This window comes from Nocardia salmonicida NBRC 13393, from assembly GCF_001613085.1.
GTDB classification, from domain to species: Bacteria; Actinomycetota; Actinomycetes; order Mycobacteriales; family Mycobacteriaceae; genus Nocardia; species Nocardia salmonicida.
The window spans coordinates 36,587-63,222 of record NZ_BDBR01000053.1 but is presented as its reverse complement, the minus strand read 5'-3'; the positions used below and the strand labels follow the sequence as shown (position 1 = coordinate 63,222).

Sequence of the window (26,636 nt, the reverse complement as noted above, 5' to 3'; positions counted from 1 at the left end):
CGGGTGCTCGGCGGGGAAGGGCTGTGCTTCGTGCGAAGGCGAAGCGGCGGCCACGGTCTCGTGCCACCACAGATCGCGCCCATCGGTCCACGGCACCTCCGTGCCGACCCGGCGCACCACGAGCACGTGCTCCACCGACGACGGCACGTCGCCCTTGGCCGCCAGCGCCTCGTCGACGGCTTCCTTGAGCGGTGCGGGCTTACCACGCCGCCACTGGCCGTCGGTGGTGATGATCAACCGGGCTTCGGCATCGTCGACCCGCTGACGCAGCGCGCTCGGCGAGAATCCCGCGAACACCACCGAGTGGGTGAGCCCCAGCCGCGCGCACGCCAGCATCGCCACGATCGCCTCGGGCACCATCGGCATGTAGACGGCAACGCGATCGCCTGCCTCCAGCCCGAGCTCGGTCAGGTAGTTCGCCGCTCGCGAGACTTCCTCCAGCAGTTCGCGGTAGGTGATGTCGCGCGAGTCGCCCGGTTCGCCTTCCCAGTGGATGGCGACCTGGTCGCCGTGTCCGTCGACGACGTGGCGGTCGACGCAGTTGTAGGAGACGTTGAGTTCGCCGTCGCCGAACCAGCGCGCGACCGGCGCGTCGGTCCAGTCGAGCACCTCGGTGAAGGGCTTGTGCCAGTGCAGGCGGTTGGCCTGTGCGGCCCAGAAGCCGTCGCGGTCGGTCTCGCCTCGCTGGTAGAGCGCGGCGTCCGCGTTGGCGGCGGCGGCGAATTCCGCACTCGGCGGAAACGAATCCTGATGTCCTGCAGCGGTTTCGGTCACGTCGTTTCAGCCTCACATGCCTGGTGCGGTCGGGTCGGTCGCCGGGGTGCGGCCCGGCTGTCTCGACACTAGTCAACAGACCCCATCGAGGTGGACCGTTGTCCCGGCGACGTTTCGCGGCGGTCAATAGGGCTAGTTCATCCGATAACTTCGCGGACAGACCGCCGGTCGCGGGCTATCGTTTTTCTCAACGGTTCAGCTGATGGTTTCCGATTATTGTTCATATTTTTCTGCCGAAGGCGAGGGGCTCGGCAATTCTTCCCGCGTTTCCAGCGAGTAACCGTACTGATACATGTGAAGTGAAAATGGCTCGGATCGCTGAAAAATCCAGCCGGAGCCGCTAACCTCCGACCGTTAGCCACGGAATCGAACCGGGAGAGAGCGTTGAGATTCATCAGAGCGACCGCGCTGGTCGCGGCGGGACTGGCGGCCACAAGCCTCGGTCTCACCGCGTGCTCGTCCGACGACAGTGTTGATTCGAGCATTGTCACAACCAATGCGGGCGAGCCGCAAAATCCGTTGGTGCCGAGCAATACCAACGAGAACATGGGTGGCCGCGTTGTCGACCGTTTGTTCGCCGGGCTGAAGTACTACGACGCCAACGGTGAGGCCCGCAACGAGGTGGCCGAGAAGATCGAGACGGCTGATCGGAAGTCGTACAAGATCACCATCAAGCCGAATTGGAAGTTCACCGACGGCACCACGGTGACCGCGAAATCGTTCGTCGACGCGTGGAACTACGGCGCACTCGCCGACAACGCGCAGCTGCAAAGCTACGTGTACAGCCCGATCTCCGGGTTCGACGAGGTGAGCGCCGAGAATCCCACCGTCAAGACGATGTCGGGCTTGAAGGTCGTCGACGACCGCACCTTCACCGTCGATTTGAAGTCGCCCTCGATCGACTTCGAGAGCGCGCTCGGCTACGCGCCGTTCTATCCGCTGCCCGATTCCGCGTTCCAGGATATGAAGGCGTTCGGTGAGAAGCCGATCGGCAACGGCCCCTACGCATTCGGTTCGTGGGAACACAACGTCAAGATCGATCTCACGCCCAATCCGGACTATCCCGGTGGTCGGCCCGCCAAGAACAAGGGCCTCCGATTCGTGATGTACCAGTCCTACGACACCGCGTACGCGGATCTGCAGGCCGGAAATCTCGACACGCTCGACACCATTCCCGATAGCGCGATCACCACGTACCAGAGCGACCTCGGCGACCGTGCGATCACCAAGCCGACCGCGCAGAACCAGCACATCGGCATCCAGACCACCGTGCCGCATTTCGGTGGCGAGGAAGGCATTCTGCGTCGTAAGGCCATCTCGATGGCGATTAACCGCCCGCAGATCATCGACAAGATCTTCAATGGCACGCGCACGCCGTCGCGCGACTTCACCGCCGCGACCCTGCCCGGCTACAACGCGAACCTGCCCGGTTCGGAAGTGTTCGATTACAACCCCGACCAGGCCAAGAAGCTGTGGGCGCAGGCCGACGCGATCTCGCCGTGGTCCGGTCAGTACCAGATCACCTACAACAGCGACGGCGGCCACCAGGCCTGGATCGAAGCTGTCGCCAACAGCGTGAAGAACACCCTCGGCATCGACGCGGTCGCCAACCCGATGCCGACGTTCAAGAACATCCGCGACGCGGTGAACGCCAAGACGATCGGTACCGCGTTCCGCTACGGCTGGCAGGGCGACTACCCGACGATGATGCAGTTCCTCAGTTCGCAGTACTACAGCTTCTCCGAGACCAACAACGTCAACTACAACAATCCCGAGGTCGACCGGCTGTTCGACGCCGCCCTCGCCGCCCCGACACAGGCGGATTCCTACAAGCTGATCGCGCAGGCGCAGGCGATCATGATCAAGGAGATGGCAGACATCCCCGTGTTCGACTACGTCGCCAACGCGGGCCGCTCGGACCAGGTCACCAAGGCCGAGCTCGCCTGGAACGGCCTGTTCGACTTCGAGAACATCGAGAAATAGAACTCGACAGCTGGGCCGGGTCACTGCGAAGTGGCTCGGCCCCAGTTCGTTTTCGGAGGAAGCGATGGTTTGGTACGTAGTTCGGCGTCTGCTCCAGATGATCCCGGTATTCCTGGGCGCGACGCTGCTCATCTATGCGATGGTCTTTCTGATCCCGGGTGACCCGATCAAGGCGTTGGCCGGTGAGAAACAGCTGACACCGGCGGCAGAGGCGGTACTGCGCGCCCGATATCATCTCGATCAGCCATTTATCGTGCAATATCTGCATTACTTGAAAGGGATTATCACTTTAGATTTCGGCACCTCGTTCTCGGGCAGGCCGGTGCGCGAAGAACTTGAACGAGCCTTCCCGATCACCATCAGACTGGCGTTTCTCGCCGTATTCATCGAAGGTTTGTTCGGCATCGTTTTCGGCATGATCGCCGGGCTGCGCAAGGGCAAACTCTTCGATTCGACCATGCTCATCGCGAGCCTGGTGATCATCGCGCTGCCGGTATTCGTCGTCGGTTATCTCGCGCAATTCTTTCTCGGCGTGAAATGGGGGATAGCGCCGGTTACGGTCACGGGTAAAGCGAGCCTGAGCGAGTTGATCGTACCCGCGTTCGTGCTCGGGTCACTGTCATTCGCCTATGTGCTGCGATTGACCCGGAACTCGGTGGCGGAGAACAAAACCGCCGATTTCGTTCGCACGGCGACGGCGAAGGGACTCGGACGCCGCCGCGTGGTGTCGGTGCACATTCTGCGGAATTCGATGATCCCTGTTGTCACCTTTCTCGGCGCGGATTTCGGTGCGCTGATGGCGGGCGCGATCGTCACCGAGGGCATCTTCAACATCCCCGGCGTCGGCGGCACCATGTACCAGGCGATCATCCGTGGCGAGCCGCCGACCGTGGTGTCGTTCGTGACGGTGCTGGTGGTGGTGTTCCTGATCGTCAACCTCGTGATCGACCTGCTCTACGCCGTCCTGGACCCGAGGATCCGCTATGCATGACAACCAACAGCATTTCGTGGCCCCCGCCGATGAGGTGGAGGTGCTCGCCACCGACCGTGTCCTGGACAAGGGCACCCCGACCAGCATCTGGGGCGACGCGTGGCGGCGACTGCGCCGCAACCCGGTGTTCGCGGTCTCGGTGGTGTTGATCGTGTTCGTCATGCTCGTGGTGGTGTGGCCCGCGCTGTTCACCGATCAGGACCCGCGGTTGTGCCTCGGCGAGTTCGGCATGGACGGCCCGCGCGAGGGTCATCCGTTCGGATTCGACAAGCAGGGCTGTGATGTCTACGCGCGCACCATCTACGGCGCGCGTGCGTCGGTGAGCGTCGGCATGGCGTCGGCGATGCTGTTTCTGCTGGTAGGCGGCATCCTCGGTGCGGTTTCCGGCTTCTACGGTGGGCTGCTCGACACGATCGTCTCGCGCATCGCCGAGATCTTCTACGCCATTCCGATGGTGCTGGCCGCGATCGTGCTGCTGCAACTGCTGCGGCCCGCGGGGATCATGACGGTCGTCGCGATCCTGGTGGCGTTCACTTGGCCGCAGGCAGCGCGCATCACGCGTGGCGCGGTGATCGAGGCCAAGAACAGCGAATATGTCACCGCCGCCAAGGCGCTGGGTGTCTCGCGGCTCGGCCAACTGATGAAGCACGTGCTGCCGAACTCGGCGAGTCCGCTGATCGTGGTCGCCACGATCTGGCTCGGCGTCTTCATCGTCACCGAGGCGACGCTGTCCTACCTCGGCGTCGGCCTGCCGCCGAGCATCGTGTCGTGGGGCGCCGATATCGACCGCGCCAAGACCGAGATCCGTACCTCGCCGATCCTGTTCTATCCGGCGACCGCGCTGGCCATCACGGTGCTGAGCTTCATCATGCTCGGCGACGCGGTGCGCGACGCGCTCGATCCGAAGGAGCGCACCCGATGAAGCCCCTGCTCGAAATCCGCGACCTGGACGTCGGGTTCACCTCCGACGGCAACCAGATTCCCGCCGTGCGCGGGGTGAACCTCACCGTGTATCCCGGCCAGACCGTCGCGATCGTCGGTGAATCCGGCTCTGGTAAGTCGACGACCGCGCACGCGATCATCGACCTGCTGCCCGGCACCGGCAAGGTGACCGGCGGTTCCATCCTGTTCGACGGCAAGGACCTGACCGCGGCGTCGGAGAAGGAGATCGTCGCGATTCGCGGCAACGGCATCGGCCTGGTTCCGCAGGATCCGATGTCGAACCTGAATCCGGTGTGGAAGATCGGCTTCCAGATCAGGGAAACCCTGGTGGCCAACGGCATCGCCACCGGCGACGCCGCCCGCAAACGCTCGGTGGAACTGCTGGCCGAGGCGGGGATGTCCGATGCCGAACGCAGGGTGAACCAGTACCCGCACGAGTTCTCCGGCGGTATGCGTCAGCGCGCGCTCATCGCGATCGGCCTGTCGTGCAGGCCGAAACTGCTGATCGCCGACGAGCCGACCTCGGCACTCGACGTCACGGTGCAGCGCCAGATCCTCGGCCATCTCGAACAGCTCACCACCGAGCTCGGCACCGCGGTGCTACTGATCACCCACGACCTCGGCCTCGCCGCGGAACGAGCCGAGCACCTGGTGGTGATGTATCGCGGCAAGGTGGTGGAATCCGGTCCCGCGCTGCAGATTCTGCGCGATCCGCAGCATGCCTACACCAAGAAGCTGGTGAACTCCGCGCCGTCGTTGGCGGCATCGCGAATGTCGTCGTCGCGGCAGCGGGCCGAAGTGCGTACTCGAGCCGTCGAGGTCGCGGAGAAGGTCTCCGACGATCTTTCCGACTCCGTGCTCGAGGTGCGAAACCTGTCCAAGGCGTTCAAGATTCGCGGCAAGCGTCCGTGGCAGTCGGCCGACTTCGTCGCCGTCGACGACGTGAGTTTCACGGTCGGCCGAGGTACCACCACCGCGATCGTCGGTGAGTCGGGCTCGGGCAAATCGACCATCGCGCAGATGGTGCTCGGCCTTCTCGAACCGACTTCGGGCACCGTGGCTTTCGACGGCAAGGACGTCGCGAAGCTGGACAGCAAGGGCGCGTTCGCTTTCCGGCGTCGGGTGCAGCCGATCTTCCAGAATCCCTACGGCTCGCTCGATCCGATGTACTCGATCTTCCGCACGATCGAGGAACCGCTGCGGGTGCACAAGATCGGTACCGCTGCCGAGCGCGAAGCGGTGGTGCGCGATCTGCTCGACAAGGTGTCGCTGCCGACGACGGTGCTGCGGCGGTATCCCAACGAGTTGTCGGGTGGGCAACGTCAGCGGGTGGCGATCGCCCGCGCGCTCGCCCTCTCACCGGAGATGGTGGTCTGCGACGAGGCTGTCTCGGCCCTGGACGTGCTGGTCCAGGCGCAGATCCTCACCTTGCTCAACGACCTCCAAGCGGAGCTGGGGCTGACGTACCTGTTCATCACCCATGACCTGGCCGTCGTCCGGCAGATCGCGGACAACGTACTGGTTATGCGTGAAGGGAAAGTGGTCGAGGCGGCAACGACCGACGAGGTGTTCGCGTCGCCGCGTGAGGAGTACACGCGGGCGTTGCTCGAGGCGATTCCGGGGCGGGAGTTGCTCACGGGATAGAGAGGTGTTCGGCCCTGAGGGCCAGGAGTGCGGTGGGCGGGGTGTGGAGAAAGTCGGGACTGGCTGGTGGGTAGTTGGGCTCTCGAAACTCTTCGAGCGTTCACCCGCAGCGGCGTACCGTGGTTCGTCCGAGGTGGTGCGGTGTGGATCGCAGGGGTTGGAGACGCCGGTGGATCGGATCGATGCTGAACGACTGGCCGAGCGGGAAGCGCGGCGGCGTAGGGCGGTGACCCCGGCGGCCAAGCGGCTCGCCGAGGTGCCGTGGCCCGATCGCAGCTGGCCGACGGTGCGCGGGATATACGTGACCGTGGGGGCCGCACTGTACGAGCGGTAACCTCCATGCTGTGACTGATCCGCTGCAGCCCCTGGTCGACCTGCCCGGCGTGCGCGAGGCCGCCGACAAGGCGCGCGACGCGCTCGCGGCCGTGCACCGGCACAAGTCGAACCGTCGCGGCTGGGCGACCACCGCCGCCGAAGCCGCCGTCCGGGCCGCCCGTTCCTCGGCGGCCATCGAAGGCGCGAGCACCGACCTGCCCGCCGACGGCAAGGTCAGCGACCCGGTGCTGGCCGGCGCGTTGCGGGTGGGTCAGGCGCTCGACGGTGACGCGCTCACCAACCTCGTCGGGACCTGGCAGCGTGCGCCGCTGCAAGCGCTGGCTCGGCTGCACCTCCTCGCCGCCGCCGATCTGGTGACCGACGAGCAGGAGCTCGGCCGCCCGCGTTCGGCTCCCGGCGTCGCCGAACGGCTAGACGTGCTCGCGCAAACCGTCCAGTCGAGTAAGGCGCCCGCCCCGGTGGTCGCGGCGATCGTGCACGGCGAGCTGCTGTCGCTGCGTCCGTTCGGCACCGGCGACGGGGTGGTCGCGCGCGCTGCTTCGCGCCTGGTCGCGGTGGCCAGCGGATTGGATCCGCGCAGCCTCGGCGTGCCCGAGGTGTTCTGGTTGCGTCGCCGTCAGGCCTACCTCGACGCGGCCGCTGGATTCGGCTTGGGTACCGCGGAGGGCGTCGGCGGCTGGGTGCTGTTCTGCGCGGGCGCACTGGAAGACGGTGCCCGCGAAGCGAACTCGATCGCCGACGCGGCGGCAGGCTGAGCCGGCCGCACACATCGAAACGGGCGGCGTTGTCGATTGCTCGACCTCACCGCCCGCTAGCACGGAACACCCGGTTACCAAGCGTGCAGGGTGGGCTGTGTTCGGTGGCCTCGGCGATCATCCCAACCTCGCCGGTTCATCCCCGCAACCTGTGCGAGGCGTTCGCCGACGTCGGCTCGAATTTCGCAGGCCCACAACTCTTTCGGCCTTGTCGCGGCGCGCTCCGCGTGGGTGCCTGGTGTCCGTGCTGGGAAGGGTGGGATGGGAGGCGAAACCTTCTCTTCCGGCTCCGTCTTGGCCTTCCGTCCTTCCGTGCCTCCATTCTTACACTGTGACGGCACTCACATCAAGGGTTTCGGAGGCATTGCCGAATCCCGGCGAACTCGGCGTGTCGCTCGGAGATTCGTGCTGACGGGAGCTGGTCAGCGCCGTTTGCGGAGCAGTCGGTAGCTGATCGCGCCGGCGATGATCGCGCTCAGTCCGACGGCGGCCGTCGCGGCGACGGTGGTGGTCGACGGCGCCTGGAATCGCGACCACAGCGATACCGGATTGGAGAACGCGAGCACGGGCCAGCCGCGGTTCGCCGCCTCCTTGCGCAGCGCGCGATCGGGGTTGACCGCGGTCGGATGCCCGACGGCGCTGAGCATCGGCACATCGGTCACGGAGTCGGAGTAGGCGTAGCACCGCGACAGGTCGTAGCCCTGCTCGGCGGCGAGCTTCTCGATCGCGGCGACCTTGCCCTCGCCGTAGCAGTAGAACTCGATGTCGCCGGTGTACTTGCCGTCCTCGACCACCATCCGGGTCGCCTCGGTGTGCGAGGCGCCGAGCACGTCGGCTATCGGCCCGACGATCTCCTCGCCGGAGGCGGAGACGATCACCACATCGTGCCCGCGGATCTTGTGATCGGCGATCAGATCGGCGGCTTCGGCGTAGATCAGCGGGTCGACCAGATCGTGAAGTGTCTCGGCGACAATGCTTTTCACCTGCTCCACATCCCAGCCCGCGCACATGTTCGCGAGGTTTGCCCGCATCCGTTCCATCTGGTCGTGATCGGCACCGGAAAGGAGGAACAAAAAGTGTGCGTAGCTGCTCTCCAGCACGGCTCTGCGGTTGAGCAGACCCTGTGCGTAGAAGGGTTTGCTGAACACGAAAGCGCTCGACTTCGCGATCACCGTTTTGTCGAGATCGAAGAACGCGGCCACCCGCCCGCCCGGCACCGGGCCCGAGCCCGTTTTGCCGAGTCTTGCGTCCGTAGGCGAGGTCTGGTCGCGTTCTGGCGTCACGTCAACAGAATAGGCACGACCTGCGCCCACCGCAGATTCGACTGTCCGCACCGTGGAAAAGGGTTTGCCCTGAGGACGCCCGGCGGCGCGAATCGCCGAAGAATGTCGGCGAATGCTACTTGCGCCCGCAGCAGGGGGTGGGTGTAGTATTGCTGGCACCTGGACTTAGTCCAGGCGCGTTCAGCCCGACCCCCCGGGGCTGAACCCGACGGCCCCAGCCTCCTCCCCCCCGGCTGGGGCCGTCCTCTATTTCGGGGACGATCGTAAAGTTCTCCACACCCCCGAGTTATCCACAATCGCCCTTTTCGGGGTGTTGATAACCTCCTCGCTCGGCAACGCTGAGTCGCATGAACCCAGCCCCGATACGCAGTGGCTCCCCACCTATCGCGCCCGCTCTCGTGCTCGTACGTGACGACCGGTTGCGTGCGGAGGTACGCCGAGTCGCGGCGGCCGCCGAGCGTGTCACCGACGAACGGGTGATGCCGGTCGGCAGGCACGCGTGGGCAGGGGCCGGGATGGTGATCCTCGATACCGCCGCCGCTGTTTCGGCCACGGTCGCCGGCTGTCCTCGCCGGTCGGGCGTGGTCCTGGTCACCGAGGGGGAGCCTGCCGTGCCCGACTGGCAGGCGGCGACCGCGGTAGGCGCCGAGCGGGTTGTCGCGTTGCCCTCGGGCGCGGTCGCACTGGTCGAACAGTTCGCCGAACACGCTGAATCCCGCACGGGTGAAGGGATAGTCGTCGCGGTGGTGGGCGCGGGTGGCGGCGCCGGGGCATCCACGCTCGCCGCGGCCACCGCGCTGCGCGGGGCCGCGCGCCGGGTCCGTCGCGACACAGTGTTGATCGATGGCGCCCCGCTCGACGGCGGGCTAGATCTGGTGTTGGGGATGGAGAACGTGCCGGGGCTGCGATGGCCCGACCTGATCATCGAGGACGGCCGGGTATCGGCCGCGGCACTGCACAATGCGTTGCCCGCCGCGTCTGCGGGCCTGGCGGTGCTGTCCTGCGGGCGAGCGCGCCCAGCTGCCGCAGGCCAGGGCCGGTCACCGACTGTCTCGGCTGCCGAGGCCGAGCCCCCGCGGATCGGCTGCACATCGACCGAGCTGTCTCCGGCGGCGGTGCGCGCGGTCATCGAATCCGGCAGGGATGCGGGCGATCTCGTCGTTTGCGATGTCTCGTCCGAGCGTGGCCCCGCGGCCGACGCGATGCTCGACGCCGCCGACCTGGTCGTCCTCATCGTCCCGGCGCGGCTGCGCTCCATCGCCGCGGCGGAAGTCGTCTCGGCATATCTGGGCGAACGAAACCCCAACCGAGGCTTGGTTGTTCGTGGTCCGGCGCCGGGCGGCCTGCGCGGCGCGGAAGTGGCGGAGTTACTCGGGTTGCCGCTCCTGGCCGCGGTTCGCGGACAAGCAGGACTGGCGTCGCGCCTCGAACGCGGAGGACTGAGTGTGCGCCGTCGTGGCCCGCTGCGCGACGCCGCCGACGCCGTCCTGGCGATGGTAGGGGCTGAGGCCTCGTGACTACTTCTGCCCTCGCCGGACATTCGAGCCACTCGGGTAGGGCCGTTCGCAGGGACGGAGCAGGCGCGCTATGACCACATTCGTCACCGTCGATCTCCTCGAGCGCGTCCGTGAGCGCCTTGCCGAACACCCGGGCGTCCCTGACCCCGCACAACTTGCGGCCGCGATCCGTACCGAAGCGGGCGGTGTACTCGCCGACACCGACCTGCTCCGGGCGCTACGGCTGCTGCAAACCGAGATGACCGGGGCGGGGCTGCTCGAACCGTTGCTGCACGATCCGCAGGTTGCCGATGTGCTTGTCACAGCACCGGATTCGGTCTGGGTCGACCGTGGTCGCGGGCTGGAGCTGACCGATGTCCGCTTCGCCGACGAAGCCGCTGTTCGCCGCCTCGCCCAGCGCTTGGCTCTGGCAGCGGGCCGCCGACTCGACGACGCCCAACCCTGGGTCGACGGCAAACTCGCCGGAACCGAAGCGGCCCTTGGTGATGCGTTCGGCGTCCGACTGCACGCGGTGCTGGCACCGGTCGCCCATGACGGCACCTGCCTTTCCCTACGCATCCTCCGCCCGGCCACGCAGGGCCTCGACGCGCTGGCCGCCGCCGGTTCGATACCCCCGGACGCCCGCCGACTACTCGGCGACATCGTTCGCGCCCGCCTCGCATTCCTCGTCGTGGGTGGCACCGGCGCCGGGAAGACCACCTTGCTCTCGGCGCTGCTCGCCGCCGTCGATCCCGCCGAACGAATCGTGTGCGTCGAAGACGCCGCCGAACTCGCTCCGGTCCATCCTCATGTCGTACGCCTGGTCGCCCGGACCGCCAATGTCGAAGGGGTGGGCGCTGTTACGGTCCGCGATCTGGTTCGCCAGGCATTGCGAATGCGTCCGGACCGCATAGTCGTCGGCGAGGTACGCGGCGCCGAAGTCGTCGACCTACTGACCGCACTCAACACCGGTCACGACGGCGGCGCGGGGACGGTCCACGCCAACTCGCCCCAGGAGGTCCCCGCTCGTCTGGAAGCACTGGCAGCCCTGGGCGGTATGGACCGCGCTGCCCTGCACAGCCAACTGGCGGCGGCGGTTCAGGTGGTCCTGCATGTCCACCGGCGATCAGACGGCACCCGCGCGCTTCGCGAAATCGGCGTCCTGCAACGCGATTCCGAGGGTGTCCACATCACCCCGGCCTGGCGATCGGACACCCACCCGACTCCCGCCGCCGGCGAACTCCAGCGACTACTCGAGGTGCGACTCGGATGAGAAGTCGGCAGCAGGGGGTCGGTGACCGAGCGGCAGGTTTCGTTCTGAAGGGGGTGAGTTCGTGGGTAGCGCGTTGCTCTGTTGTGCGGTGGCGATGCTGGTACTTCCTGTGGCGGGCGGGCAATGGCGGTTCACGCGGTTGTTCGGCGCGGGCGGGCGCAGTGCACCGAGGCGGGTACCTGTGGAGTGGTGTGCAGGAATCGGACTCGGGTGTACGGCATTCACGTTCGGCCCCGGTGTCGGGCTCGCGGCTCTCATGTTGGGAGCCACTGTGGCCGTGCGGAAGCGCCGCGGTCGAGGTGACCGCGAGCGACGCCGTGAATGTGGATATCTACTGGCCGGCCTCGAAGCCGTGGTCGGCGAGCTCCGCGTCGGTGCGCACCCGAGCTCGGCGGCCGAATCCGCCGCAGGCGAATCGCGCGGCGAAGCCGCGCGCGTACTGGCGATCAGCGCGGGCCGCAGCCGTCTCGGCGGGTCCGGCGCCGACGGCTGGATCCAACCGGATTCGATTGTCGCCGAGGAGCTGTCGAGGATCGCCGCCGCCTGGCGAGTGGCCGAAGAACACGGCCTTGCCCTGGCGGAACTGCTCTCGGCCGCCAGATCGGATCTACTCGGTCGCATCCGCTTTCGAGACCGCACCGAAGCCGCACTGGCCGGCGCCCGAGCATCGGCCACAGTCCTCGCGGGCCTCCCGCTGGTCGGCATCGGCCTGGGTCAGCTGATGGGCGCCGCTCCGCTCACAATCCTGTTCACATCTCCGGCCGGCGAACTACTTCTTCCACTGGGCGCCGCTCTCGCCTGCTGTGGACTCCTGTGGACAGATGTCATCACACGTAAGAGCACAGCCTGACTCCCCGCGCCATCGCTACTGAACGGTCGGCAGAAGCGGCCGCCGACTCGAATGCCTGTGGACAGATGTGCATCCCACCAGACCGCATGCTGACCCGCGTGGTGTTCGGGAGGTCGGCTCGGATCAGGTGTGGACAGGTGTGGATCAAACTTCGAGGAGGGATTGTTTGTGCAGGGGATGGCTGGAGTTGCCTCGCCGGAGGCGTTGCTGATCGCGGCGCTGGCGATCGTGGTGTTACCAGGGCGCGTTGCCGTCAGTCGACGGGTGCGTGCGCTCGGACCGGCATCAGTCGGCGTGCCCGGGGCACAGGGCAACGCCGCGAAGGTCGACCCGCTCGGGTCCGCCTCCGCATTCGATCTGCTGGCCGCGTGTCTACGCGCGGGACTGCCGATGGCCGCGGCCGCGCGAGCGAGCGCTCCGACCGCACCGCCGATTCTTCGGGCCGCATTGCGCAGGGCCGCGGACCTTCTCGCACTGGGCGCCGACCCGGCGACGGCATGGGAGCGGGCAGCCACCGACGCCGCCGGGTCCGTCGGCGCCGATGACGTGGAGTCGCTGGCCAGGATGGCCCGCCGTTCGGCCCGCTCCGGTGCCTCGCTGGCGACGGCGGTCGGCGAACTGGCCATGCAGCGGCGGGAAGCCGTGGAAGACGCTGCCGTCGCACGCGCCGAACGCGCGGGCGTGCTGATCGGCGGACCGCTCGGTCTGTGCTTCCTGCCCGCGTTCGTCTGTCTCGGCATCGTCCCGGTCGTCATCGGCCTCGCCGACAGCGTGCTCGGCGACGGAGTACTGCTGTGACCGGCCTCGACGAGGCCACCGAAGCTTCACCGCGCGGACCAGCCGCGCGGTGCAACCAGAGAGGGGATCACGATGATGTTCGTCCACGCCGTATACCTGGGGGCCCGCAGTCGATTCACGCGTCTGCTGCTCGACGACGACGGCATGTCCACAGCGGAATACGCGATCGGCACGATCGCCGCCGCAGCCTTCGGGGCCGTGCTCTATGGGGTCGTCACCGGGGACAGCATCGTCAACGCGCTGACCGGCATCATCGACAAGGCGCTCAACACCAGCGTGTAAACCATCGCGACACAAGCACTCTCGGTGCCGATGCGGGCGCGGTGACGGTCGAGGCCGCCATCGCCCTCGCGGCACTGGTGTGCGCCGTCGCTCTGTGTGTCGGCGCCCTCCTCGCCGGATCCACCCAGGTCCGCTGCACCGACGCGGCCCGCGAGACCGCCCGCCTGGCCGCTCGCGGTGACACTTCGCGCGCGATCACCGCGGGCAAGACCGTTGCTCCGGCAGGGGCGAGCGTCGAACTCCGGATCGAAGGAGACCGAGTGATAGCCACCGTCGCCGCGAACACTCCGCTCCTGCCCGGCCTGCGGCTGCGCGCCGAAGCCATAGCCGTCACCGAGCCGGGAGTGGAACCGTGACGGCAAGCCACGATGGATCGGCGAACGCACAGATCCGGGCGGTGAAGCTGCCGCGAGAGTCCGGGTCGGTCTCCCGGAGATCGATGTGGCGTGGACTGGCTGGCGATGCCGGCGGGGCGACGGTGTTCGTTTGTGTGGCGTTGGCGGGATTGATCTGTCTGACGTTGTCAGTCGGGCAAGTGGGCGGGGTGGCGGTGGCTCGGCACCGGGCGCAGGGGGCCGCTGATCTGGGGGCGTTGGCCGCGGCGGGGGTATTGGCGGAGGGCGCCGAGTCGGGTTGTGGAGAAGCCGGGGAGATTGCTCGGCGGATGGGGGTTCGGGTGCGGCGGTGCGTCGTCGCGCAGTGGGATGTCGTTGTCGAGGTCGAGGCGAATGTATCGGCGGGAGTGTTCGGCGTGCGCACTGTGCGGGCTTCGGCACGCGCGGGTCCGGCGGAAGAGAATGAGTGACTCGGAAGAGTTATCACTGGTCGGTGGTTGTTCCGCACCGAACCAATTCTGAATTTACCGGAAGCGCATTTGCGCTATTTCATGCGCATTCTTTGATCTTGGCCTGAAAAAAATGAAAAGAACGATGTAGTCCTGCCCGGTGATCCCGGTTGGCTATGAACCAGTTAATCGAAGAGTGGTCCTTTTTAATCGACGGCCGGGTACCTATCGCGATATCTTCGCTGGTCAACACCAATTCGGACGAGTGACCAGCATTCTTTGAGAGAGGTGTATCCCCGGTCACGTAGTGGGTCGGTGGACATCATGTGCCGGCGGGCCCGTCGCAGTGGGTTCGCAGTTCGCTGAGAACAGCGGCCAGCAAGCGTGCGGCAGCGTCCTTGTCCAGGGGATTGTTGCCGTTGCCGCACTTGGGCGACTGCACGCACGAGGGGCACCCGTCCTGGCACGCACAGCTGCGGATCACGCTCGCGGTGGCGGCCAACCAGTCCGTGAGCTGGGCGAATCCGCGCTCGGCGAAGCCGGCGCCGCCGGGCTGCCCGTCGTAGACGAACACCGTCGGCGCACCCGTATCGGGATGTTCGGCGATGGAGACACCGCCGATATCCCAGCGGTCGCAGCCCGCGACCAGCGGCAACATGCCGATGGCGGCATGCTCGGCCGCGTGGAGTGCGCCGGGTAGCTGTTCGTCGGAGATGTTCGCGGCGGCGAGCAGCCGGGGCGTGACGGTATAGAGGACAGCCTTGGTGTGCAGCGTGTGTGCGGGCAGATCGAGCTCCACCTGGTCGAGCACCTCACCGGTCACCAGCGTCCGCAGGTAGCCGACGACCTGGTTGGTGACCGCGACCTGCGCGGATGCCGCGGTCACCGCGCCGAACACGCATTCCTCGATCACCCCTTCCACTGTGATCGAGGTGATCTGCCGGGAACTGGTGGTGAAGCCGGGATCCACCTCGTTGACGAACGCGACGCCACCCTCGAGGTCGAGCTCGTCGACGAGATAGGTCTCGCCCTGGTGCAGATGTACAGCCCCCGTGTGCAGGGTGGCCGGGGCTCGGCCCGCGTCGGCGGTGCCGAGCAGTCGTCCGGTTTCGGCGTCGACGATCGCGACCGGCGAACCGAGCCCACCGCGCACATCCACGTCGTCGTGCGGGTGGGTGTGCGCGGTGACATGCCAGCGCGCACCCGCGCCACGGATACTCGGCCTGCGCCGGATCAAGCCCTGTTCGGCCAGGTCGGCAAGCACTTCATCGGCTCTGAGCTCGCTCACCTCTTCATCGGTGAGCGGCAGCTCCATCGCGGCGCACAGCAGCTGGGGGCCGAGGATATAGGGGTTGTACGGGTCGGTGATGGTGGCCTCGATCGGCCGGTCGAGCAGCGCTTCCGGGTGATGGACCAGGTAGGTGTCGAGCGGGTCGTCGGTAGCCACGAGCACCACCAGCGAACCTTGCGACCGCCTGCCCGCCCTCCCGGCCTGTTGCCAGAACGAGGCGACCGTCCCGGGAAAACCGGCGATGACCACGGCATCGAGGCCCGCGATGTCGACACCGAGTTCGAGCGCGTTGGTACTGGCGGCGCCGAGCAACGTCCCCTGCGACAGCGACTGCTCGAGCTCGCGCCGGTCCTCGGCCAGATAGCCCGCCCGATAGGCGGCAACTCGATCTTGGAGCTCAGGGGCGGTTTCGGCAAGGACGCGCCGAGTGTCGAGCGCGATCAGTTCAGCACCGCGCCGCGAGCGAACAAAAGTGAGAGTCCGAGCGCCCTCGGTCACCAGCGCCGCCATGATCTTGGCTGCCTCGCTGGTCGCGGTCCGCCGCACCGGCGCCCCGTTCTCCCCGGTCAGCGACGCGCTCAGCGGCGGTTCCCAGAGCGCGACGGTCCGCGCGCCGCGCGGCGACCCGTCCTCGGTGACAGCCACGACCTGCGCGCCGATCAGCCTGCTCGCCGACGCGGCCGGATCTGCGCTGGTGGCCGAGCACAGGATGAACACCGGATCGGCGCCGTAGAACCGGGCGAGCCGACGCAGCCTGCGCAGTACCAGCGCGACATGCGAACCGAACACTCCTCTATATGCGTGGCATTCGTCGACGACCACATACCTCAGGTTTCGAAGCACCCGCGCCCAGCGCTGATGCGAGCGCAGAATCCCGACGTGCAGCATGTCGGGATTGGTGAAAATCCAGCGTGCGTTGGCCCGAACCCACTGCCTGACCTCGGCGGGAGTGTCGCCGTCATAGCTCGCCGGATGCGCCTCACGCAGCGGATTGTCGTGGATCAGGCTGCCGACGGCGCGGAGCTGATCGGCGCCGAGCGCCTTGGTGGGGGAGAGGTACAGCGCGGTGGCGCGCGGGTCGTCGAGCAGCGCGGTGAGCACCGGCAACTGGTAGCCGAGCGATTTCCCCGATGCGGTTCCGGTGCTCACCACAACGTGGTTTCCGGTTGCCGCGAGGTCGGCCGTGCGGGTCTGGTGTCCCCACGGCAGTTCGATTCCCTGCGCGTCCAGGGCTGTGACCAGCTTCGATGGCACCCATTCCGGCCACGCTGTGGTGTCGGCGCGCTGTGCGGGCAGCTCCGCCACATGGGTGAGCGGGTTGCCGCCGGCGGCCGCTTCGGTCAGGACACGATTCAGCAACGATCGCCCGTAGCTCTCGCCCGTATCGCGCTCCCGAACGCCGGTCCGGTCTGCCGGATTCATCCAGTCCTCCTCTCACGCGACACGCGAAGTGTGAAACGTGTGTGTGCGACAACCACTACCTGGTATTTCGTAACCCAGTAGCGATCTGGGTCACAGCATGTTTGCTGGAAGCTCACTCGGTTATCAAGAAGCAAACAGACCGAAAGTACGGATACACCCAATCTCTCCCTTACCTGCACATTCGCAAGATCATGAATTTTGCAAATACTCGGTAACTCGACTGTCGAATTGCTCAGAGACATGGTTCACTGGGTCTCGGTCGCAAGCTTCTGTGTTCGAGGGACGGATCCAAGGTCCAAACCATCAGCAGGATCGTTGTTGCGAACGCCGTGCTCAGGATTTCCTTGCAGGGGGACCAACGGTACAGCGGTCGGAACGGGCCCGGTGGACGAACCCAGTTGTCCGCCGTTTCCGGTAGAAAGAGAAGGAAACAGAATGGCACAGGGAACTGTGAAGTGGTTCAACGCGGAGAAGGGGTTCGGCTTCATCGCGCCTGAGGACGGCTCAGCTGACGTCTTCGTCCACTACTCGGAGATCCAGGGCACGGGCTTCCGTACCCTCGAGGAAAACCAGAAGGTCGAGTTCGAGGTCGGCCAGGGCACCAAGGGCCCCCAGGCCACCGGCGTTCGCGCGCTCTCCTGAGCTGCGAAACACAACAACGCCTCGTCCCCCTCCTCCGCATGCGGAGGAGGGGGACGAGTCATTTCCGGGTAGCATCGCCCAGGACAGCGGCCGCGACGTGAAACGCCGCAAATGCCTCTACCCCAAGTGCGCAGGGTATAAACGTCACTGGTGGTGATGTCCGAACGTCGCCGTCTGCCCCAGCCGCGCACCGAGCGGACCTCCCGACGCGCGGATCTAGAAGGAAGGTGTTCGCCGGTGGCAACACGAGACCGCAGTTCAGCCGATCAGGGCCGACCCCTGCGTCGTCTCGTGATCGTCGAGTCGCCGACCAAGGCCCGCAAGATCGCGCCCTATCTAGGTCGCAACTACACGGTCGAGGCCTCGGTGGGCCACATCCGTGACTTGCCGCGCGGTGCCGCTGACGTGCCGGCCAAATATAAAGGCCAACCGTGGGCGCGCCTCGGTGTCGACGTCGACCACGACTTCGAGCCGATCTATGTGGTGAACCCGGATAAGAAGGCCAAGGTCGCCGAGCTCAAGAGCTTGCTGGCCGACGCCGACGAGCTCTACCTCGCCACCGACCCCGACCGTGAGGGCGAGGCGATCGCCTGGCACCTGCTCGAAACGCTCAAGCCGAAGGTCCCGGTTCGCCGGATGGTCTTCCACGAGATCACCGAGCCCGCCATCCTCGCCGCCGCCGCCGACACGCGCGAGCTCGATAACGACCTGGTAGACGCCCAGGAAACCCGCCGCATCCTGGACCGCCTCTACGGCTACGAGGTCTCTCCGGTGCTGTGGAAGAAGGTCATGCCGCGGCTTTCCGCCGGTCGCGTGCAGTCCGTCGCCACCCGGGTGATCGTCCAGCGTGAGCGTGAGCGCATCGCTTTCCGCTCCGCCGGATACTGGGATATCGCCGCCAAGCTCGACGCGGGTCCCGACGAGAAGTCCGATTCGACCAACCCGCGCACGTTCGGTGCGCGCCTGGTGCAGGTCTCCGGCGACCGCGTCGCCTCCGGTCGTGATTTCGGTTCCGACGGTCAGCTCAAGTCGGCCACCGGCGTCGTCGTGCTCGACGAGGCCTACGCCCGCAGGCTGGCCGAGGCGCTCGACGGCGCCGCGCTCGAGGTCAGCTCGGCCGAGGCCAAGCCGTACACGCGCAAGCCGTATCCGCCGTTCATGACCTCCACGTTGCAGCAGGAAGCGGGCCGCAAGCTGCGGTTCACCTCCGAGCGCACGATGCGGGTCGCGCAGCGGCTGTATGAAAACGGCTACATCACCTATATGCGTACCGACTCCACGACGCTGTCGGAGTCGGCCATCGCGGCGGCTCGCTCGCAGGCGACTCAGCTCTACGGCGCGGAGTACGTCTCGCCGTCGCCGCGCCAGTACACCCGCAAGGTCAAGAACGCGCAGGAGGCACACGAGGCGATCCGTCCCTCGGGTGACACCTTCATGACGCCCGGTCAGCTGGCCTCCAAGGTCGACAACGACGAGTTCAAGCTCTACGAGATGATCTGGCAGCGCACGGTCGCCTCGCAGATGGTCGACGCGCGCGGCACCACGCTGACCCTGCGCATCACCGGCACCGCGCGGACCGGCGAGGAGTGCGTGTTCTCGTCCTCTGGCCGCACCATCACCTTCGCCGGGTTCCTCAAGGCCTATGTCGAGAGTGTGGACGAGGAGGCGGGCGGCCAGTCCGACGACGCCGAATCTCGTTTGCCCGCACTGGAACAGGGCCAGAGCGTCACCGCCGTCGAACTCACCCCCGACGGCCACAGCACCAACCCGCCCGCCCGCTACACCGAAGCCTCGCTGATCAAGACGCTGGAAGACCTCGGCATCGGCCGCCCGTCGACCTACTCCTCGATCATCAAGACGATCCTCGATCGTGGGTACGTCTACAAGCGCGGTAGCGCGCTGGCCCCGGCCTGGGTGGCGTTCGCGGTGGTGGGACTGCTCGAGGCCTACTTCGGTCGGCTCGTCGACTTCGACTTCACCGCCGCGATGGAGGACGACCTCGACGCGATCGCCGGTGGACGCGAGCAGCGCGGAAACTGGTTGTCCAGCTTCTACTTCGGCGGCGAATCCGGCGCCGAGGGTTCGGTCGCGCGCTCGGGTGGTCTGAAGAAGATGGTCTCCGTGCAGCTCGACGACATCGACGCGCGCGAAGTGAACTCGATCAAGATGTTCGTCGACGAAGAGGGCCGCGATGTCGTGGTCCGCGTCGGCCGCTTCGGTCCGTATCTGGAGCGGATGATCATCAATCCCGATGACCCCGAGGGTGATCGGATCTCGCAGCGGGCGAACCTGCCCGACGATCTGCCGCCCGACGAGCTGACGCCCGAGGTCGCCGAGAAGCTGTTCTCCACGCCGCAGGAGGGTCGTTCGCTCGGTGTCGACCCGGTGTCGGGGCACGAAATCGTCGCCAAGGAAGGACGTTTCGGCCCGTACGTCACCGAGGTACTGCCGGAACCGCCCGCACCCGACCCGGACGCCGCGCCCGCGAAGAAGACCAAGAAGGCCGCGGAGGTCAAGCCGCGCACCGGTTCGCTGTTCAAGTCGATGGACCTGGCCGAGATCACCCTCGACGACGCGCTGATGCTGCTCTCGTTGCCCCGCGTGGTCGGCAACGACCCCACCTCGGGCGAGGAGATCACCGCGCAGAACGGCCGTTACGGCCCGTATCTGAAGAAGGGCACCGACTCCCGTTCGCTGGCGACCGAGGATCAGCTGTTCTCGGTCACCCTCGACGAGGCGCTGAAGCTCTACGCCGAGCCCAAGCGTCGCGGACGTCAGGCCTCGGCCGCGGCACCGCTGCGTGAGCTGGGCAACGACTCCGCCACCGACAAGCCGATGGTGATCAAGGACGGCCGCTTCGGTCCGTACGTCACCGACGGCGAGACCAACGCCAGCCTGCGCAAGGGCGACGAGGTCGAGTCGATCACCGACGAGCGCGCCTCCGAACTGCTTGCCGATCGCCGGGCGCGTGGTCCGGTGAAGAAGGCGGCGAAGAAGACGACCGCGAAGAAGGCGGCCAAGAAGGCGCCGGCCAAGAAGGCCGCGGCGAAGTCGACCGCGACCAAGACGGCCACCAAGACCGCGGCCAAGAAGACGACCGCTGCCAAGAAGGCTCCGGCGAAGAAGGCCGCAGCGAAATCTGCTGGGACCGAAGACGATTGAGCAAGCGGTGAACCTGGCTGCCGCATCCGCTGGTTGTCGATGACCCAGGCGTCCGGAAGTGTTGTCGGACCCCGTGGCTAGGGTGTAGCGCGTGGCAGGTGTCTTCGATCGACTGGTCGGCCAGGACGTGGTCGAGACCGAGCTGGCCGCTGCCGCGAAGGCGGCGCGGGCCGGGGTGGTCACCGGGGCGATGACGCATTCGTGGCTGTTCACCGGGCCGCCCGGGTCGGGGCGGTCCGTCGCGGCGCTGTGTTTCGCGGCGGCGCTGGAGTGCACCGATCCCGACATCGTCGGCTGCGGGAAGTGCCACGCGTGCACCACCACGATGGCCGGTACCCACGGCGACGTGCGCCGCATCATCCCCGAGGGTCTGAGCATCAGCACCAAGGAGATGCGCGCGATCGTGCAGATCGCGGCCCGTCGTCCGAGCACCGGTCGCTGGCAGGTGGTAGTCGTCGAAGACGCCGACCGCCTTACCGAGGGTGCTGCCAATGCCCTGCTCAAGGTCGTCGAAGAACCACCGGACCGCACCGTCTTCCTGCTGTGCGCCCCCACCGTCGACCCCGAGGACATCTCCGTCACCCTGCGCTCACGCTGCAGACACGTACACCTGGTGACCCCGACCGTCCCCGCTATCGCACAGGTCCTGCGCGAGCGCGACCAGCTCGACGCGAAAACCGCCGACTGGGCCGCTTCGGTCAGCGGCGGCCACGTCGGCCGAGCCCGCCGCCTCGCCACCGACGAAGACTCCCGCCAACGACGCAAGCGCGCCCTTGCCCTGGTCACTGCCACCGAACGCCCCGGCGCCGCCTATGCCGCCGCCGACGAACTGGTGAAATCCGCCGACGACGAAGCCAAGCTGATGAGCGCCGACCGCGACGACCGCGAACGCGACGAACTCGCCACCGCCCTCGGCGCCGGCGGCACCGGCAAGGGCTCCGCCTCGGCCACCCGCGGTTCGGCCGGTGTCCTCAAAGACCTCGAACGCCGCCAGAAATCCCGCGCCACTCGCACCGGCCGCGACGCACTCGACCGCGCCCTCATCGACATCGCAGGCATGTACCGCGACGCCCTGGCCATGCGCTTCGCAGGCCGCGGCACCCCCATCACCCTCACCCACCCCGACATGGCAAGCGAGATCACCGACCTGGCCACCAATGTCCGCCCCGAAGGCCTCCTGCGCAGCATCGACGCCGTCCTGGCCTGCCGCGAAGCCCTCGACCTCAACGTGAAACCCCGCTTCGCCATCGCTGCCATGGTCGCCACCCTCATCACCGCCCGCACCACCTGACCACCCGTTTTCGCGTTCTACCCGTTCCCGCGATAGACTCGCGTCGCCGAAATGGCACGCCGCCTTAGCTCAGTCGGTAGAGCGCTTCACTCGTAATGAAAAGGTCGCGAGTTCGATTCTCGCAGGCGGCTCAAAACGCCAGTAGAGGGCGGGCACCGGACACATCCGGTGCCCGCCCTTTCTGCATTTCTCAGAACATGGACCGGGGTCAGGTCGTCCGCGCTCGGATGCGAATCAGCCCACCTGTCGCGGCCTGCGGCACGATGACCACGGCTGATGCTGGTGGGGTAAGCCATCGTCGTGGCCGGAAAAAATCTGTGGTGTTGAGTGTAGACATTCATCTGGAGTCGGTATACAGTCACTGTCGTTCAGAAGATAAGTCCAGAGGCCGGGCAGGTGAGCTGCCCGGGAGTAGGTAGTTCGACCGTCCCTTCCGGCGGAGAAGAGAATCCGGTGCAGTAGGCCGGGCCGCCGGAGAGGGCGAAGAAGCAAGACGAAGAACGAAGTGAACAAGCAATGAGGATAAGACCGGCGATCCAGGAGGTGGTGCCCACTGAGTAGTCATTTATCAGTTCCGCGTCTCAAGGAAAGTCGGATGCGGTGTACGGCATCGGCCCACTCGGCCGGTGAGCAGAGTTGACATTGAATCCAACCTCGTAGTCCCAGGCCCCGGCGCATGTGCGCCGGGGCCTGCTGGTTTCGAACCCCGTCGTAGAGTGTTGTTGCATAAAATTCTTTGCACAGATAATTGTGCAAATAGTACTGTGCAACTATGGCCGACGAGGTAACACCCAGAGAGATCACCGATCCCGCAGCCCTCCGCGCGCTCGCGCACCCGCTGCGGCAGCGGATCTTGCGCGCACTTGCCGAGAACGGGCCTGCGACCGCGACGGCTTTGGGGGCGCAGTTGGGCGAGAACACCGGCGCGACCAGTTATCACCTGCGCCAACTCGCCGAACACGGCTTCATCGAGGAGGCGCCCGAACTGGCCAAGGGCAAGGAGCGGTGGTGGCGTTCGCCGCCGAAGGACCTGCGCTACCGGATGGACCGCGAACAGTCGCCGGAGTTACGCGAGCTGATGGAAGGTCTTGTCGCCCAGCACATCACCGAAGACATCGAGATGTTCCAGCGCTTCCAGGCCGAGCGTGCCGAGTTGGGTGAGTGGGCCGACATGATGCCCTTCTCGCGCGGCGCGATCTACGCGACACCCGCCGAACTCGAGGAATTCTTCGAGGACTACATGGTGCTGCTCAAGCGTTTTCAGCAGTCTCACCCGCAGGGTCGCCCCGGTGTCCGCCGCGTGCTGACGCGCTTTCTCGCCTTCCCGGCACCTCGCCCGAACACCGCAGACTAGGACATGGCGTGCTCTTGATCTTCCGACGCATCATTCTGCTCGCCATCATGATCGCCGCCGTCGCTGGGTTTCCGGCGGCGCACGCACAGAACACCGTCACCGTCGACATCACGTTCACCCGCACAGACGGCACAACCACCTCCGGCACAGTGCACGCCCCGGCGGGAGCGACCGGCAGGCCGGGTGTCGTGCTCGTCCACGGCTCGGGCAACGGTAGCGGCGAGCACTACGACGTGGTCGCCGAGGCATTCGCCCGAGCGGGCATCGTCGCGTTGCGCTACGACAAGCGCACCGAGGGATATACGCCATCGCACCGTGACTACTCACTCCTGGCCGACGATGCACTGGCAGGTCTTGCCGCACTGCGGAATCGGCCCGAAGTCGATCCGGCGCGCGTCGGTCTGTGGGGACTGTCGGAGGGCGGATGGGTCGCACCACTGGCTGCTTCACGATCCACCGAGGCCGCCTTCCTGATCACGATCGGCGCCAACTCAGCCCAACCCGCCGCGCAACAGGCGTGGGCCAACGAGACCCGGTTCGGTGCGGCAGGCGTACGCGGCTCGATGGTCGATGTACTGGCCCGCAACGGTATTCGTCAGCTGGTAGCCGCCGACCAATTCGCGCAGGCCGACTACGACCCGATCCCGGTACTGGAGAGAATCACACAGCCGGTCCTCGCGATCTGGGGTGACCAGGACCGCCTCACCCCACCCGGTGACAGCCTGCGCGGCTTTCAGACCGCCTTCGACCACGCCGGAAAGACGAACTACACGCTGCGCACGCTCCCGAACGCCCAGCACGCCGGACAGCCGACCACCGACGGCTTCGACAAACTCCCTGGCTTGGCGTCGGGATACGGCGAGCTCATGGGTGATTGGGTCAACGGTCTTCCCGGTTCGGCGACACCGCCGATCACGGATCAGCCAGCGGAACAGGGACATCCGGTGCGGGCGCTGGCCCCGGCCTCCTGGTGGGAATCGACCGCGGTGCAACTGACCCTGTCGTTCGGCATGATCCTGGCGCTGAGCGGTTACGCGTTCACCGGGATGGTCGGGCGATGGCGGCTGCCCGATCGGCTGCCCGCGCGAGTATTGGTGTGCGCGACAGTGATCGGCATCGTGGGCACTGTGGTCCAGCTCGGCTACATCCTCACCGCCCGCGCAACCTCGTTCGGCCCCTTGTTGTTCGGCCGCACTCTGCCGTGGCTGGCACTGCAACTGGTCGCCCTCGGCGCGGTGGTCGCGCTAGGTATCGTGCTCGCCCGCGCCCGCCACACCCTGGGCGGAGCAAGTGCTGGTGCGCGGATCCGATGGGCCCTGTTGGTCTGCGGCGGAACAGGATTCGTGCTCTGGGCGCTGTATTGGGGCCTGCTGCTGCCATGACTCGACGACAAAGGCCCCCGACGAGGTCGGGGGCCTTCTTCGCGGTTACTCCTGAGCCGATCGCCGTTGATCGGTCTCAGGAGAACTGGCTCGGGTCAGCGGGCAGCGACGTTGCGGCGGGTGGCCCGAGAGTTCGAGGAGCTGCGCAGGATCTGGTGCACCACGGCGTCGAAGGCGTCGGTGTCTTCGACATTGCTCAGGTGACCGTGCGGCAGCACATGGAAATCGGCCAGGTGGCCGGTGCGGCGCAGGATGTCGACGATCGGGCGCGAAAGGCGCTGCGGGAGCAGCCGGTCCCTGGCACTGGCGATCACGGTGGTCGGCACGGTCAGGTTGGCGGTGCCCGCCGACAGATCCATGTCGGCCATGGCGGCGGCGTGGCGGGCCCGCGCGACCGGGCGGCAGGAGCGGACGATGCCCATCGCGAAGTCGACCTCGTCGTCGGTGGCCTCAGCGGTGAGAACCCGACTGCGGAGAATCTGCTGGGTGAGCCAGCCGCCGGGGATCGGCAGCGGCGCGAACAGCAGCGACTCGCTGACCGGCTGCGGCATCCGCACCGGCGCGCCGAGCAGGGTGACCGGGTACTGCCCGACGGTGAGCTGCTTGTTCAGCACCGGCACCATGTCGGTTTCCCAGCGGATCGCGGCATTGGCGGTGTTGGCCAGCAGCACGGCGGACGCGCGCTGCGAGACCTGCGCGGGATGATGCTTGGCCCAGGCCTGAATGGTGAGCCCGCCCATGCTGTGCCCGGCCAGGACGGCCTTCTCGTCCCCGCGCAGCGTCGCGTCGAGGACGGCGGACAGATCATCGGCGAGGGTGTGCTCGCTGGGGACGGCGGTGCCGAGGGTGGACTCGCCGTGGCCGCGCTGGTCGTAGCTGACCACGCGGTACTCGCCGGCGAAGGCGGTGATCTGCGGGTTCCAGTATTCGATACTGCAGGCCCAGCCATGGATGAGGACCAGGGTGGGGGCGGTATCGGGACCGTAGACGTGAACCCGGAGCTGCGCGCCGTCCGCGGTGGCCACCGGGACGACCCGATGCTCGGCGGTGGGAGCGTTGAGTTTCGCGGTGGCGAAACTGCGGGTACGCAGCCCGGCACGGAACTGTGCGGTCAGTGCGCCGGTCTCGAGGTGAGAGACCATGGTTCGCGCTGCCGCGAGCGTCATCATCGACTTCGCAAGCATGTGGCACTCCTTTGTGTCGTAGGCCACCGTACAGTGCGAGCTGGGGTGCTAGCTAGTGTTAGCGGGTCACAGTGTCCCACTTGTTGTGAACTGAGTCACCGAGTATGCCGGCATTGTGAAATCGCCAGAATCCGGCGAAAAATTACACCGAAAGAGCACGATCAGGCATCGTTCGCGCCAGGCTTCTGCTGGCGGCGGTGATCGGTCGCCGCTACCGTAGGGGAGTGGACAAAACGCACGTCACGGCCGAGTTTTCCGGTGCAGACCCGAACCGGGGTGCCCCGCGCTCGACCTGGCAGCGGATGACACCCCCGGTGATCGCCGCCGGTCTCGGCATCGGGACGCTGGCCCTGCTGCATTTCCGCGACCCGCACGTCGAGGGTTCCTACGGCCTGTGCCCGGTCTACGTGCTGTTCGGGGTGTACTGCCCCGGCTGTGGTGGCATGCGCGCGATGCACAACCTCACCGACGGCAACATCATCGACTCGCTGCACAGCAATCTGCTCGCCGTACCGCTGACCGTGGCGTTCGCGGTCTTCGTCATCGACTGGATCCTGCGTGCTCGCCGTGGACAACGGTGGCGTCTGCCCAGTCTGAGCCCGGTGATCGTGTGGTCCTTCTTCGGGCTACTCGCCGTCTACTCCGTACTCCGCAACACGCCGTGGGGAACCTGGCTCACGCCTGTCTGACAGTGGTTCGCAATCCGAATACCGGGCA

23 protein-coding genes and 1 tRNA gene are annotated in these 26,636 nt (G+C 66.6%); 20 read left to right on the top strand and 4 right to left on the bottom strand.

Annotated features, from left to right (window positions below; genetic code table 11):
• A partial coding sequence (locus NS1_RS34805; RefSeq protein ID WP_157125555.1) for an AMP-binding protein occupies window positions 1–774 on the bottom strand: 774 nt, incomplete at its 3' end.
• A gap of 384 nt (window positions 775–1,158) precedes the next feature.
• On the opposite strand from NS1_RS34805, the gene NS1_RS34800 reads away from it, so the two are divergent.
• From NS1_RS34800 to NS1_RS34780, 6 genes are all read left to right on the top strand, one after another.
• Window positions 1,159–2,757, top strand: coding sequence for a peptide ABC transporter substrate-binding protein (locus NS1_RS34800; protein ID WP_255284810.1), 1,599 nt, complete (start codon window positions 1,159–1,161; stop codon window positions 2,755–2,757).
• A gap of 64 nt (window positions 2,758–2,821) precedes the next feature.
• Window positions 2,822–3,748, top strand: a complete 927-nt coding sequence (locus NS1_RS34795) for an ABC transporter permease (protein ID WP_062991438.1) — start codon at window positions 2,822–2,824, stop codon at window positions 3,746–3,748.
• On the top strand, window positions 3,741–4,670 hold the full coding sequence (locus tag NS1_RS34790; protein WP_056819135.1) for an ABC transporter permease: 930 nt from the start codon (window positions 3,741–3,743) through the stop codon (window positions 4,668–4,670). Before NS1_RS34795 ends, NS1_RS34790 begins: the two co-directional genes overlap by 8 nt.
• Window positions 4,667–6,334 carry an ABC transporter ATP-binding protein gene (locus NS1_RS34785; RefSeq protein WP_062991436.1) on the top strand — a complete coding sequence of 556 codons (1,668 nt, stop codon included), beginning with the start codon at window positions 4,667–4,669 and terminating at the stop codon, window positions 6,332–6,334. Before NS1_RS34790 ends, NS1_RS34785 begins: the two co-directional genes overlap by 4 nt.
• Before the next feature lie 169 nt (window positions 6,335–6,503).
• A complete protein-coding gene (locus NS1_RS40540; RefSeq protein ID WP_156677517.1) occupies window positions 6,504–6,668 on the top strand; it encodes a hypothetical protein in 165 nt (54 codons plus the stop codon).
• 10 nt (window positions 6,669–6,678) lie between these two features.
• On the top strand, window positions 6,679–7,425 hold the full coding sequence (locus NS1_RS34780; protein WP_062991434.1) for a Fic family protein: 747 nt from the start codon (window positions 6,679–6,681) through the stop codon (window positions 7,423–7,425).
• Window positions 7,426–7,847: 422 nt separating this feature from the next.
• Here the strand turns inward: NS1_RS34780 and NS1_RS34775 are convergent, their stop codons facing one another.
• Window positions 7,848–8,642: an HAD-IB family hydrolase gene (locus NS1_RS34775; RefSeq protein WP_062991432.1), complete on the bottom strand. Its 795-nt coding sequence runs from the start codon at window positions 8,640–8,642 to the stop codon at window positions 7,848–7,850.
• A 413-nt stretch (window positions 8,643–9,055) separates the two neighbouring features.
• Here NS1_RS34775 and ssd point away from each other — a divergent pair, with 413 nt between their 5' ends.
• The 7 genes from ssd (at window position 9,056) to NS1_RS34740 (ending at window position 14,212) form a co-directional block, all read left to right on the top strand.
• Window positions 9,056–10,225, top strand: a complete 1,170-nt coding sequence (gene ssd / locus NS1_RS34770; RefSeq protein ID WP_062991431.1) for a septum site-determining protein Ssd — start codon at window positions 9,056–9,058, stop codon at window positions 10,223–10,225.
• Window positions 10,226–10,295: 70 nt separating this feature from the next.
• Complete coding sequence (locus tag NS1_RS34765) at window positions 10,296–11,477, top strand: TadA family conjugal transfer-associated ATPase (RefSeq protein ID WP_062991430.1); 1,182 nt, start codon at window positions 10,296–10,298, stop codon at window positions 11,475–11,477.
• A gap of 271 nt (window positions 11,478–11,748) precedes the next feature.
• Window positions 11,749–12,327 (top strand): type II secretion system F family protein, encoded by a 579-nt coding sequence (locus NS1_RS34760; protein WP_373864384.1) that lies wholly within the window; start codon window positions 11,749–11,751, stop codon window positions 12,325–12,327.
• 177 nt (window positions 12,328–12,504) lie between these two features.
• Window positions 12,505–13,125, top strand: coding sequence for a type II secretion system F family protein (locus NS1_RS34755; protein WP_062991428.1), 621 nt, complete (start codon window positions 12,505–12,507; stop codon window positions 13,123–13,125).
• Between the two features lie 72 nt (window positions 13,126–13,197).
• Complete coding sequence (locus NS1_RS34750) at window positions 13,198–13,407, top strand: DUF4244 domain-containing protein (protein ID WP_157125554.1); 210 nt, start codon at window positions 13,198–13,200, stop codon at window positions 13,405–13,407.
• 41 nt (window positions 13,408–13,448) lie between these two features.
• The gene (locus tag NS1_RS34745) at window positions 13,449–13,763 is read left to right on the top strand and encodes a TadE family type IV pilus minor pilin (protein ID WP_062991424.1); all 315 of its coding nucleotides are present in this window, start codon (window positions 13,449–13,451) and stop codon (window positions 13,761–13,763) included.
• Between the two features lie 83 nt (window positions 13,764–13,846).
• Window positions 13,847–14,212 (top strand): Rv3654c family TadE-like protein, encoded by a 366-nt coding sequence (locus tag NS1_RS34740; RefSeq protein WP_062991422.1) that lies wholly within the window; start codon window positions 13,847–13,849, stop codon window positions 14,210–14,212.
• 301 nt (window positions 14,213–14,513) lie between these two features.
• Here NS1_RS34740 and sftH read toward each other — a convergent pair whose 3' ends face one another.
• Entirely contained in the window at window positions 14,514–16,904 is a 2,391-nt protein-coding gene (gene sftH, locus NS1_RS34735) for a DEAD/DEAH box helicase (protein ID WP_062991420.1), read from the bottom strand.
• A gap of 435 nt (window positions 16,905–17,339) precedes the next feature.
• Between sftH and NS1_RS34730 the strand changes: the two genes are divergently transcribed.
• The 6 genes from NS1_RS34730 (at window position 17,340) to NS1_RS34705 (ending at window position 24,735) form a co-directional block, all read left to right on the top strand.
• Window positions 17,340–17,546, top strand: coding sequence for a cold-shock protein (locus NS1_RS34730; protein ID WP_019044597.1), 207 nt, complete (start codon window positions 17,340–17,342; stop codon window positions 17,544–17,546).
• 237 nt (window positions 17,547–17,783) lie between these two features.
• Window positions 17,784–20,708 (top strand): type I DNA topoisomerase, encoded by a 2,925-nt coding sequence (gene topA / locus NS1_RS34725; RefSeq protein ID WP_062991418.1) that lies wholly within the window; start codon window positions 17,784–17,786, stop codon window positions 20,706–20,708.
• 91 nt (window positions 20,709–20,799) lie between these two features.
• Window positions 20,800–21,999 carry a DNA polymerase III subunit delta' gene (locus NS1_RS34720; RefSeq protein WP_062991417.1) on the top strand — a complete coding sequence of 400 codons (1,200 nt, stop codon included), beginning with the start codon at window positions 20,800–20,802 and terminating at the stop codon, window positions 21,997–21,999.
• A gap of 58 nt (window positions 22,000–22,057) precedes the next feature.
• Window positions 22,058–22,130: transfer RNA gene (locus NS1_RS34715), tRNA-Thr, on the top strand.
• Window positions 22,131–22,771: 641 nt separating this feature from the next.
• Window positions 22,772–23,353 carry an ArsR/SmtB family transcription factor gene (locus tag NS1_RS34710; RefSeq protein WP_062991415.1) on the top strand — a complete coding sequence of 194 codons (582 nt, stop codon included), beginning with the start codon at window positions 22,772–22,774 and terminating at the stop codon, window positions 23,351–23,353.
• Between the two features lie 8 nt (window positions 23,354–23,361).
• Window positions 23,362–24,735 (top strand): alpha/beta hydrolase family protein, encoded by a 1,374-nt coding sequence (locus tag NS1_RS34705; protein ID WP_062991413.1) that lies wholly within the window; start codon window positions 23,362–23,364, stop codon window positions 24,733–24,735.
• 95 nt (window positions 24,736–24,830) lie between these two features.
• Here the strand turns inward: NS1_RS34705 and NS1_RS34700 are convergent, their stop codons facing one another.
• Complete coding sequence (locus tag NS1_RS34700; RefSeq protein ID WP_062991411.1) at window positions 24,831–25,919, bottom strand: alpha/beta fold hydrolase; 1,089 nt, start codon at window positions 25,917–25,919, stop codon at window positions 24,831–24,833.
• Between the two features lie 224 nt (window positions 25,920–26,143).
• On the opposite strand from NS1_RS34700, the gene NS1_RS34695 reads away from it, so the two are divergent.
• The gene (locus NS1_RS34695; protein ID WP_056819098.1) at window positions 26,144–26,608 is read left to right on the top strand and encodes a DUF2752 domain-containing protein; all 465 of its coding nucleotides are present in this window, start codon (window positions 26,144–26,146) and stop codon (window positions 26,606–26,608) included.
• The last annotated feature ends 28 nt before the right edge of the window (window positions 26,609–26,636 follow it).